Raw genomic sequence first — 10,562 nt, 5'->3', positions numbered from 1 at the left:
TGCGGGCCTGCTCGGGGCGTCGGGGTCACCGCGGGGGAGCCCCGGCCCCGGTCACCCGCCGGGAGCACCCCGGCCGGGCCGGTCCTGGGGTTCCGTGAGCTGAGCGAGCGCGTGATCGCGTCCGTCGCCGACCGGTGCCCGTGGCTGCACCGGGTGCTGATGGGCATGCTGGCCGTGTTCACCGGTACGTGCGTCGTCGCCGTCGTGTCCCGGCTGTCGCCGTTGCCGCTGATCCCCGTGCCGTTGTTCGTCGTCGCGGCGTACGGGCTGCGGCAGGCCCGCGGCGTGACCGAGCGGCGTCAGCTGTTCAACTGGGTCCTGCTGTTCGCGGTGGCGACCATCGTCGGCTTCTGGCTGATCGCCGTCGTCGGCCGCTGGGTGGAGTGAATTCCCGACGTCCGTAGGGTTTGAAGCCGTCGCGGATTGGGTATGAAATCTCTGTGGTAGATGCCCTCAGACCGTTTCGGCATCCGGCACTCTTCTATCGCGGCGACACCGAGTACCTGGACGGTGTCCTCCCGTTCCTCCTCGAAGGTCTCGACCAGGGAGAACCCGCGGCTGTCGCCGTCCCCGGCCGCAACGTGCTGCTGGTCGAGAAGGCCCTGGAAGACCGGGCCGGCGACGTCCGGTTGATCGACATGCAGCGGGCGGGCCGCAATCCCGGTGCCATCCTGCCGTCGGTGCTGCACGCCTTCGTCGGTGAGCACGCCGGCCGTCCGGTGCGCATCGTGGGCGAGCCGATCTGGGCCGGCCGCACGGACTCGGAGTACCCGGCGTGCGTCGTGCACGAAGCTCTCATCAACAACGCCTTCGCGGGGCGTGACCTGGCGGTGCTCTGCCCGTACGACGTCGGGGAGCTGCCGCCGGCGGTCCTGGCCGACGCCGAGCGGACCCACCCGGAGCTGTGGGGCCTGGCCGGGCCGTTCACCAGCCCGCGCTTCGACCCCGACGGCGTCCGGGCGGACTTCACGCGGCCGCTCGAGCCGCCGCCGGGCGCGGTCGAGCGCCGGTTCGACATCGGGCAGCTGGCGTCGCTGCGCGGCTTCGCGGAGATCTGGGCGGCCCGCCACGGCCTGCGCCGCCCCCGCCGCGACGATTTCGCGCTGGCGATCGCCGAGCTGACGACGAACAGCGTCCTCTACGGCGGCGGCACCGGCGTGCTGCGGCTGTGGTCGGAGGCGTCACAGGTGGTCGGCGAGGTCAGCGACGACGGCACGATCGCCGAGCCCCTGGCCGGCCGCATCCCGCCGTCGGCGACCACCCTGGGCGGCCGCGGCCTCCTGCTGGTCAACCGCCTGGCCGACCTGGTCCGCACCTACTGGGTGCCGGGCCGCACGACCACCCGCATCCACTTCACCCGCTGACCCGGCCGTGGTCAGTCGGCGCGGGGGACGTGCTTGCCGAGGAAACTGATCAGGCTCGGCACCGCCGTGCGGTTGAACGAGTCGCCGTGCTTGCCGTGGGCGGTGTGCGCGACCGCCGGGTGGGCCGCGTCGATGTAGCGGCGGACGCCGGTGATGAACGAGTCCTCCGTGCCGCACCAGATGCCGTTGGCCACGCTCTTGGTCTCGTCGATGTGCCGCAGCGGGTCGAGGGCCGTCCAGTCCTGGATCCCGGTGAAGATGTGCCGCTTGGCCATCTCCGGCCACGACGTGATCAGCGCCGGGGCCAGCGTCGCGACGGCGGCGGGCGGCTGACGCCGCTCGACCCGGCGGCGCGTGTACACCAGCGCGCCGAAGCCGCCCATCGACATGCCCGTGCAGGCGAACGGCAGCCCCGTCGGGCCGGCGAAGCCGCGGGCCCGCAGCCACTGCGGGACCTCCTCCAGCAGCATGGCCATCGGGTCGTCGCCGGGGTGCACCTGGTGCCAGTAGTTGTCGCCGCCGTCGACGGCCACGAAGCCGAACGCCGGGACCGCCTTGCGAGCGACGTCGCTGGCGAGCTGCTTGAGCGTGCCGGTGGGCACGGCGCTGCGGGCGTTGCCGTGCAGGCCGTGCAGCGCGAGCGACATCGGCAGCCCCTTCGGCGGGGTCTTCGACGGCAGGATGAACACCAGGTCGACCATCCGGCCGCGCGCGGCGGAATAGACGCGCTCGACGCGCGTGCTGCCCAGCTGGGTCGTCGGGTTCGACGACGTCACGCCGACGGTCCGCTGCAGGGCCTGGCTGAACGGCAGCTTGCCGGTCGCGGTGCCGACGGCCAGCCCGGTCACGGCCAGCCCGGACGCGCCCGCGACCAGCACCGACCGGCGGCTGAGCCACCGCCGGGCCCCCTGGACCGCCTCGACGACCGCCCCGGCCGGTTCCGCGTCCTCGTTTTGCTCGTTCACCCTGTCTCCGTCCCCCTGCCCCCTCATAAGGACGCCGCGCACCCGCTCCGCGTTCCCTCGCGTCCGCGTTCACCGGGTTATTCGTTCTCACCCTGCCCGGCGTTTCCGTTCCTCGCCCGCCAAGCCGCCCGCGCCGCCTCGGCCGAGCGCCCGGCTTCGTCCACAGTGTCCCCGAGACCCACCGCCATGGTGATCCCGAGGGGGATCAAAATGTGGTCTATGCCCTGTTCACCGGGGCCGAAGTGCCCCGACGCCTCCAGTGTGACGAATCCGTGCAGCGCACTCCAGAGCTGGGCGGCCGCCTGGTACTCGTCCGCGGGCCGGAACCGGCCGGCCGCGATGGCGCGCGCGGCCGCCCGGACGATGTGGGCGAACGCCTCCAGCCCCTCCTGGGCGGCTTCGCGGCCTTCCGGGGTGGTGAGGTCGGACAGCGTCGCCCGCTTGCCGCCGGGGGCGGACTGGCCGAACGTCACCGCGAACAGCTGCGGCTGCTCGGCGACCGCCTGCCGGTAGGTGCGGGCCAGGCTGAAGATGTCGGCCACCGGGTCGTCGGTCTCCCCGACCTCGGCCAGCCACGCCGACAGGCGCAGGAAGCCGGCGCGCGCGACCTCGTCGACCAGCGCGGCCATGCCGCCGAAGTGCGTGTAGACCGCCATCGTCGAGGCACCGACCTCCGCCGCCAGCTTGCGGGCCTGCAGGGCTTCGGGGCCGTTCTCGTCGAGCAGCCGGATGGCGGCCTCCACGAGCCGGGCTTTGACGTCGGTCGCGCGCGGTTTGGGGCTCATGCTTGCCAGTATCCCATAACCCTGTTATACCTGGTTGTATAACCAAGTTATAGCAACCGTGGAGGGGTCACATGGGCAACAAGTTCCTCGAAGGCAACTTCGCTCCGGTCAGCCGGGAGCACACGATCACCGGCCTCGCCGTCACCGGGCGGATTCCGGAATTCCTCGACGGCCGGTACCTGCGCAACGGCCCGAATCCGCTGTCCGAGGTGGATCCGGCGGCCTACCACTGGTTCATGGGCGACGGCATGGTCCACGGCGTGCGGCTGCGCGACGGGAAGGCCGAGTGGTACCGCAACCGCTGGGTGCGCAACCCCGCCGTGGCGGCGGCGCTGAACGGCGAAGACGCGAGCCGGTTCTGCGGGCTGGACGCGCTCGGCGCCAACACCAACGTCATCGGCCACGCGGGCAAGACCCTCGCCCTGGTCGAGGCGGGCGCGCCGATCTACGAGCTGACCGACGAGCTCGACACCGTCGGCCGCTGCGACTTCGACGGCACGCTGCCCGGCGGCTACACCGCCCACCCCAAGCGCGACCCGCGCACCGGCGAGCTGCACGCCGTCTCGTACTTCTTCGGCATGGGGAACAAGGTCCAGTACTCGGTGATCGACGCGGCCGGCCGCGCCCGCCGCACGGTCGACATCGAGGTCACCGGGTCGCCGATGATGCACGACTTCTCGCTGACCGAGAACCACGTCGTCTTCTACGACCTGCCGGTGACGTTCAACGCCGAGATGGCGGTCGCCGCCAGCGTGCCGGCCGCGCTGCGCACGCCGGCGAAGCTGGTCGTGTCGGCCATGGTCGGCAAGGTCCGCGTGCCGGACCCGGTGACCGCGATGATGGCCGGCAAGATCGGCGCGAACGGCGGCCTGCCCTACCGCTGGAACCCGAAGTACCCGGCGCGGATCGGCGTGATGCCGCGCGCGGGCGGCAACCGGGACGTCCGGTGGTTCGACGTCGAGCCGTGCTACGTCTTCCACCCGCTCAACGCCTACGACGACGGCGACAGCGTGGTGCTGGACGTCGTCCGCCACCCGAAGATGTTCGACCGCGAGCTGCACGGCCCGGACGAGGGCGGCCCGACCCTGGACCGCTGGACGGTCGACCTGGCCGCGGGCAAGGTGCTCGAGGAGCGCCTCGACGACCGCGGCCAGGAGTTCCCGCGCGTGGACGAGCGCCTGATCGGCCGCCGCCACCGCTACGGCTACGCGATGTCGGCCGACGGTGGCGCGGAGCCCGGTGGCTCGCTGTACAAGCACGACTTCCACACGGGCGCGCGGCACGAGCGCGCGTTCGGCGCGGGCCGCCAGCCGGGCGAGTTCGTGTTCGTCCCCCGCCACGACGACGCGGCGGAGGACGACGGCGTCCTGATGGGCTTCGTGTTCGACCCGGCGACCCGGCGCAGCGACCTGACGATCTTGGACGCCGGCACGCTGGAGACGGTGGCCGCGATCCACCTGCCGGACCGCGTGCCCAACGGCTTCCACGGCAACTGGGTCGCCTCGGTTTAGGTCAGGATGCGGTGGTCACCGGTGTAGAGGTTCATCGAGTCGCCGCGGAGGAAGCCGACCAGGGTCATGCCGTTCTCCTCGGCCAGCTCCACCGCCAGTGACGACGGTGCCGAGACCGCGGCCAGCAGCCCGATGCCCGCCATCGCGGCCTTCTGGACCAGCTCGAACGACGCGCGCCCGGACACCAGGAGACCGTGGCCGGGTGCCGGGATCCGGTCTTCGAGGACCGCCCAGCCCAGCACCTTGTCCACCGCGTTGTGCCGGCCGACGTCCTCGCGGACCACGGCGAGTTCGCCGTCCGGGGTGAACAGGGCCGCCGCGTGCAGGCCGCCGGTGCTGGCGAACACCTTCTGCCGGGCGCGCAGCGCGTCCGGCAGGCCCGACAACGTCTCGCTCTTCACCGCGAAGGCGGCCGAGGCGGGGGAGAAGCGGGTGCGGAGCTTGACCGCGTCCAGCGCGGCCTTGCCGCAGACGCCGCACGACGAGGTGGTGTAGAAGTTGCGCTCGACGCCGGTGTCCGGCGGCGGGACGCCGTCGGCCAGCGCGATGTCCAGCACGTTGTAGGTGTTGCGGCCCTGGTCGTCGACGCCGTCGCAGTAGCGGGCGACCGCGATGTCGGTTCGGCCGCCGATGACGCCTTCGGACAGCAGGAAGCCGTGGGCCAGCTCGACGTCGTGGCCGGGTGTGCGCATCGTGACCGCCAGCGCCCGGCCGCCGACCCGCAGCTCCAGGGGCTCTTCGGCCGCCAGCGCGTCGACGCGGCGCCGGTCCCCGGTCGCGGAAATCCGCCGCACCGGCCTGCGCACGGTCACCCTGCCCATCAGCACACCTTTCGCTGCCCGAAAGTTCGACACTCGTATGGTGCAACACCGGGTATTTAGTAATACATTCCCTCCATCATCCCCAGAATACGGAGGGAACCGATGGCTCTCGGCTTCCTGGACCGATCCCGGATCGTGGCCCCGCCGAGCTGGACGCGCTGGCTGGTGCCGCCGGCGGCCCTCTCGGTGCACCTGTCGATCGGGCAGGCCTACGCGTGGAGCGTCTTCAAGACCCCGCTCGAGAAGACGCTGCACCTCAACGGCACGCAGAGCTCGCTGCCGTTCCAACTCGGCATCGTCATGCTGGGGCTCTCCGCGGCGTTCGGCGGCACGCTCGTCGAGAAGAACGGCCCGCGCTGGGCGATGTTCGTGTCGATGTGCTGCTTCGCCAGCGGATTCCTCATCTCCGCGCTCGGCGTGGCGACCGGCCAGTTCTGGCTGGTCGTCCTCGGCTACGGCGGCATCGGTGGCGTCGGGCTGGGCATCGGCTACATCTCCCCGGTGTCGACGCTGATCAAGTGGTTCCCGGACCGGCCGGGCATGGCCACCGGCATCGCCATCATGGGCTTCGGCGGCGGCGCGCTGATCGCCTCGCCGTGGTCGTCGTCGATGCTGGGCACCTCGCCGACGACGGGCACCATCGCGACGGCGTTCCTGATCCACGGCCTCGTCTACGCGGTGTTCATGTCGATGGGCTGGCTGCTCGTGCGCGTGCCGGCCGACGACTGGAAGCCGGCGGGCTGGGAGCCGAAGACCGACCACGGCACGGCGATGATCAGCACGGCGAACGTCTCGGCCGCCAACGCGATCAAGACGCCGCAGTTCTGGTGCTTGTGGGTGGTCCTGTGCTTCAACGTCACCGCGGGCATCGGCATCCTGGAGAAGGCGTCGCCGATGATCCAGGACTTCTTCAAGGGCACGTCGACCCCGGTCGGCGTGGCCTCGGCGGCGGGGTTCGTCGCGCTGCTGTCGCTGTGCAACATGCTCGGCCGGTTCGTCTGGTCGTCCACTTCGGACCTGGTCGGCCGCAAGAACATCTACCGCACCTACCTCGGCGTCGGCGCGCTGCTGTACCTGGTGATCGCGCTGACGCAGAACTCGTCGAAGCTCGTGTTCATCCTGTGCGCGATGGTGATCCTGTCGTTCTACGGCGGCGGGTTCGCGACGGTCCCGGCGTACCTGAAGGACCTCTTCGGCACCTACCAGGTGGGCGCGATCCACGGCCGCCTGCTCACGGCGTGGTCGGTGGCGGGCGTGCTCGGCCCGCTGATCGTCAACCGCATCGCCGACGGCGAGAAGGCGGCGGGCAAGTCCGGCCCGGACCTGTACACGACGTCGTTCTTCATCATGATCGGCTTGCTCGTCGTCGGTTTCGTGGCCAACGAGCTGGTGCGCCCGGTCAAGGAGAAGTACCACGAGCCGGTCCCCGAGGCCGTGAGGAGTGAAGCGTGATGAGCGAACCGTCGACGAAGCCCAACCGGGTGCCGCTGATCGTGCTGGCCTGGGCGTGGGTGGTGCTCCCGTTCGGGTACGGCGTCTACCAGCTGTTCCTGAAGCTGGTCCAGCTGTTCGGCTGAAGCGCCCGCGGCGCCCGGTGCGGCGGCACCGGGCGCCACCGGCGTCAGGCCTCGATGATCGCGTCGCGGAAGGTCCAGTACTGCTCGGCCCCGCCGTTGCAGGTCCACTGGATCGCGTTGGCACCGTCGCTCGTGCTGCCGCCGCCCTCGACCGATAGGCAGTGCCCGCTGTTGTTGTTGAGGATGTTGCGGTAAGTCGCCGCTTCGGCGGGACCGGTCACGGCTTCACCCACTGCTCACGTTCCGGTCGCGGGGACTGCTCCGCTCCGGCCAGTGCGCTGCGCCGAACGTCGTCCGTGGGAGCATGGCCCCGGGCGATCGGAAGGAGTGCTGTGCGTGGTGTTCTCGTCACCGGGGCTTCCCGCGGCATCGGCCGGGCCGTGGCGCTCGCCTTCGCGGCACGCGGAGACCGGATCGCAGTCCACTATGGACGTCGGGCCGCGGACGCCGAAGAGACGGTGAAAGCGCTCCCCGGTGAGGGGCACGTGCTCATCGGCGGTGACCTCGCCGACCCCGAGGCGGCGCGGAAGATCGCCGACGCGGCCGAAGCCGGGCTCGGCGGCGTCGACGTGCTGGTCAACAACGCCGCCGTCGCGACGTCGGCCGAGACCGCGCACCCCGTGACCGGCGTGTCCTATGCGGACTGGCAGCGGATCTGGCGGCGGACCGTCGACGTCAACCTCGTCGGCGCCGCGAACCTCAGCTACTGCGTCGCCCGGCACCTGATCGGGCGCGGTGCGCCGGGCCGGATCGTCAACGTCGGGTCGCGCGGGGCGTTCAAGGGCGAGCCGGACCACCCCGCGTACGGCGCGAGCAAGGCCGCGTTGCACGCGTTCGGGCAGTCGCTCGCCGTCTCCCTCGCACCCCACGGCATCTCCGTGACGTCGGTGGCGCCCGGCTTCACCGCCACCGAGCGCGTCGCCGACCGGATCGACGACGCCCTGCGCGCGCAGAGCCCGTTCGGGCGGGTCGGCACGCCCGAGGAGGTGGCCGCGGCCGTCGTCTACTTGGCCTCGGCCGAAGCGACCTGGGCCTCCGGCGCGATCCTCGACCTCAACGGAGCTTCGCACCTGCGGATGTGACCTGAATCTCACTCGTGCAGCGGCTCCCGGCGTTCAGGCGTCCGGAGGGGCGTGCATCCACTGGGGAAGATCGTCGTCGCCGGGCTGGCCCTCGTCGTGCTGGGCGGCACCGCGTACGGCTACACGAACCTCCGCGCTCTCGACGAGGTGTCGCGCGACAGCGTGATCGACGCGGACGGCGAGACGAAGCCGGGGGAGCAGCCGGCCGACGGCTCGCTCGACATCCTCCTGGTCGGCCGGGACGCGCGCGAGGACAACCAGGGCAAGCCGCTGGCGCCCGAGGTGCTGCGCGAGCTGCGGGCCGGCGCCAACGGTGACGACCTCACCGACACCCTGATCGTGCTGCGGATCCCGAACGGCACCAAAGAGGTGAAAGCGTTTTCCATCCCGCGGGACAGCTACGTCTCGATGGCGGGCGGGAAGGGCAAGATCAACGCCGCGTTCGGGCGGGCGAAGGCGGCCGAGGCGGGGCGGCTGCGCAGGACGGGCGAGACCGACAAAGCGAAGATCAACCAGGGCGCGCTCACCGCCGGGCGGCGCGCGACGCGCCAGGCGGTCGAGGACCTCACCGGCGTGAAGATCGACCACTTCGCCGAGGTCAACCTGCTCAGCTTCTACGAAATCAGCAAGGCCATCGGCGGGGTCGAGGTCTGCCTGAAGGAAGCCACCAAGGACAAGAACTCGGGCGCGGACTTCCAGGCCGGGCCGCAGCGCGTCGCGGGGGCGGACGCGCTCGCCTTCGTCCGGCAGCGTGACGGCCTCCCGGGCACCGACCTCGCCCGCGTCCGGCGCCAGCAGGTGTTCCTCGCCGGGCTGGCCAGGCAGGTGCTCTCGGCGGGCACGCTGGCCGATCCGGGGAAGCTTTCGGACCTGATCGACGCGGTGAAGCGCTCGGTGGTGCTGGACGACTCGTGGAACCTCCTCGACTTCGTCGGGCAGATGCGCGGGGTCAGCGGCGGCGGGATCCAGTTCGCGACGATCCCGGTCGGCAACGTCGACTACCGCTACGACCCGGCGAACCCCAAGGCGACGGCGGTGCAGGTCGACCCGGCGGCGGTGAAGGCCTTCGCGGCGAGCCTGATCGACAGCGCGGCCCCGGCGGCCTCCAGTGCGCCGGCCAACCCGGCCAACCCGGCCGCCCCGGTCACCGTCGACGTCTCCAACGCGGGCCCGAAGGAGGGGCTCGCGACCCGCGTGGCGGCGGTCCTGCGGGACAAGGGGTTCACGGCGCGCGCGACCGGCAACTCGGACACCCGGCGGACGTCGCTGGTCCGCTTCGGTCCCGCCCTGGCCGAGCGCGGCGCCGAGGTGGCGAAGCTGCTGGGCGGGCTGACGACGCAGCAGTCCGCGTCGGTGCCGGCCGGGCACATCGAGGTGGTGCTCGGCACGGTCTATTCCGGCCCCGGTGTGTCCGCCGGCGGTGGCGCTCCCGCGGGCGCCGCGGACGAGCCGATCACTTCGAACGGCGTCGTTTGTGTCAACTGACCGGCGGGTGAATTGATCGACGGCGGAGTTCCGGATTTTCCGTCGAATCCCTGAAATGCGCGGGGAATTCCCGCGAGGATCGTCCCGACTGGACCACAGCGGACCACCCGGGTCAGTGGTCTTGACGCTGCCGCACTGGTGAGGCAGGGTGCGGTGACCGTCGGCGCGGGCAGGACCACGTGGCGGGCGAAAGTTCACCCGATCGGTGGGCGATCTTGGAAACTCAATTTCAGGGAATACGGAAAGTCCGGGATTTATGCGCAGCAGTGTCGCCCGGGGTGGGTGGATCTTGCCCGTCCTCGCTTCAGCCGTTCTTTGTGCCGGGTGCCAGTCGGCGTCCGCTTCGGTGCACTACCCGGGCGCGATCGACGCCTGCCGGCTGCCAGGGCCGAACACGCAGGCGCAACTCGCGCCCAAGACCGTCGAGATGCCGGTCGACTCGGTGAAGGCCGCCGAGTCCAAGGTCATCCCCGACGACCACGCCAGCGACGACAACGAGGTCACCACCTGCCGCCGCCTGTTCGCGCGTGACCTGGGCGGCGGCCGGCCCAATCTCCAGGACTACCGGCTCGTCACGATCGCCGTCGTGCGCTTCACGCAGTCCGACGCGGACGAAGCCGCCACCAAGGCCAGCCAGCTGATGACCGACGCCCTCGGCGACCACTCGGGTGTCCGGCTCGCCACCGGAGTCGGCGACGAGGCCGGGTTCTCCGAGCAGTGGGCCGCCGTGCGCACCGGGAACGTCGTGCTCGGCCTGGCCATCGCCGACGGCGGCACCGAGGCCGCGCTGATCCCGGCCGCGACGCTGGACGACGTGCAGGCCGTGGTCACGGACATGACCGGCACGCTGCGGCGGGACTATCAGGGCTGAGGTTCGAGCCGCACGACGATCGCCTTCGACACCGGCGTGTTCGACTTGTCGGCGACCGAGTCCAGCGGCACCAGCGCGTTCGCCTCCGGGAAGTACGCCGC

The 10,562-nt window shown here is 71.3% G+C and carries 12 protein-coding genes; 8 read left to right on the top strand and 4 right to left on the bottom strand.

Annotated features, from left to right (window positions below):
- Both ACFVYA_RS48175 and ACFVYA_RS48170 read left to right on the top strand, forming a co-directional pair.
- Window positions 1-387, top strand: a 387-nt coding sequence (locus ACFVYA_RS48175) for a hypothetical protein (protein WP_387055154.1), incomplete at its 5' end; no start/stop codon positions are given.
- A 53-nt stretch (window positions 388-440) separates the two neighbouring features.
- Complete coding sequence (locus ACFVYA_RS48170; RefSeq protein WP_387055152.1) at window positions 441-1,364, top strand: anti-sigma factor RsbA family regulatory protein; 924 nt, start codon at window positions 441-443, stop codon at window positions 1,362-1,364.
- Between the two features lie 11 nt (window positions 1,365-1,375).
- Here the strand turns inward: ACFVYA_RS48170 and ACFVYA_RS48165 are convergent, their stop codons facing one another.
- Complete coding sequence (locus tag ACFVYA_RS48165; RefSeq protein ID WP_387055150.1) at window positions 1,376-2,329, bottom strand: alpha/beta hydrolase; 954 nt, start codon at window positions 2,327-2,329, stop codon at window positions 1,376-1,378.
- 77 nt (window positions 2,330-2,406) lie between these two features.
- A complete protein-coding gene (locus ACFVYA_RS48160; protein ID WP_387055148.1) occupies window positions 2,407-3,114 on the bottom strand; it encodes a TetR/AcrR family transcriptional regulator in 708 nt (235 codons plus the stop codon).
- A 71-nt stretch (window positions 3,115-3,185) separates the two neighbouring features.
- Here ACFVYA_RS48160 and ACFVYA_RS48155 point away from each other — a divergent pair, with 71 nt between their 5' ends.
- Entirely contained in the window at window positions 3,186-4,625 is a 1,440-nt protein-coding gene (locus ACFVYA_RS48155; protein WP_285985183.1) for a carotenoid oxygenase family protein, read from the top strand.
- On the opposite strand, the gene fdhD is transcribed toward ACFVYA_RS48155, so the two are convergent.
- Window positions 4,622-5,446: a formate dehydrogenase accessory sulfurtransferase FdhD gene (fdhD, locus tag ACFVYA_RS48150; protein WP_285985182.1), complete on the bottom strand. Its 825-nt coding sequence runs from the start codon at window positions 5,444-5,446 to the stop codon at window positions 4,622-4,624. The two genes, ACFVYA_RS48155 and fdhD, sit on opposite strands and share 4 nt — an antisense overlap.
- 102 nt (window positions 5,447-5,548) lie before the next feature.
- On the opposite strand from fdhD, the gene ACFVYA_RS48145 reads away from it, so the two are divergent.
- Together ACFVYA_RS48145 and ACFVYA_RS48140 are read left to right on the top strand one after the other, a co-directional pair.
- Window positions 5,549-6,898: an OFA family MFS transporter gene (locus ACFVYA_RS48145; RefSeq protein WP_285985181.1), complete on the top strand. Its 1,350-nt coding sequence runs from the start codon at window positions 5,549-5,551 to the stop codon at window positions 6,896-6,898.
- Entirely contained in the window at window positions 6,898-7,023 is a 126-nt protein-coding gene (locus ACFVYA_RS48140; protein ID WP_014467512.1) for a hypothetical protein, read from the top strand. Before ACFVYA_RS48145 ends, ACFVYA_RS48140 begins: the two co-directional genes overlap by 1 nt.
- 44 nt (window positions 7,024-7,067) lie before the next feature.
- Here ACFVYA_RS48140 and ACFVYA_RS48135 read toward each other — a convergent pair whose 3' ends face one another.
- Complete coding sequence (locus ACFVYA_RS48135) at window positions 7,068-7,244, bottom strand: RICIN domain-containing protein (protein ID WP_387055145.1); 177 nt, start codon at window positions 7,242-7,244, stop codon at window positions 7,068-7,070.
- Window positions 7,245-7,355: 111 nt separating this feature from the next.
- Here ACFVYA_RS48135 and ACFVYA_RS48130 point away from each other — a divergent pair, with 111 nt between their 5' ends.
- The 3 genes from ACFVYA_RS48130 to ACFVYA_RS48120 all read left to right on the top strand — a co-directional run bounded on the left by ACFVYA_RS48130 (window position 7,356) and on the right by ACFVYA_RS48120 (window position 10,461).
- Complete coding sequence (locus ACFVYA_RS48130; RefSeq protein ID WP_387055143.1) at window positions 7,356-8,105, top strand: SDR family NAD(P)-dependent oxidoreductase; 750 nt, start codon at window positions 7,356-7,358, stop codon at window positions 8,103-8,105.
- A gap of 51 nt (window positions 8,106-8,156) precedes the next feature.
- Entirely contained in the window at window positions 8,157-9,590 is a 1,434-nt protein-coding gene (locus ACFVYA_RS48125) for an LCP family protein (protein WP_387055141.1), read from the top strand.
- 289 nt (window positions 9,591-9,879) lie between these two features.
- Window positions 9,880-10,461, top strand: a complete 582-nt coding sequence (locus ACFVYA_RS48120) for a hypothetical protein (RefSeq protein ID WP_387055139.1) — start codon at window positions 9,880-9,882, stop codon at window positions 10,459-10,461.
- Window positions 10,462-10,562 lie beyond the last annotated feature (101 nt).

The sequence above is a fragment of the Amycolatopsis sp. NPDC058278 genome (genome assembly GCF_042881395.1).
Taxonomy (GTDB): Bacteria; Actinomycetota; Actinomycetes; order Mycobacteriales; family Pseudonocardiaceae; genus Amycolatopsis.
This window is presented reverse-complemented; position numbering and strand designations above follow the sequence as displayed.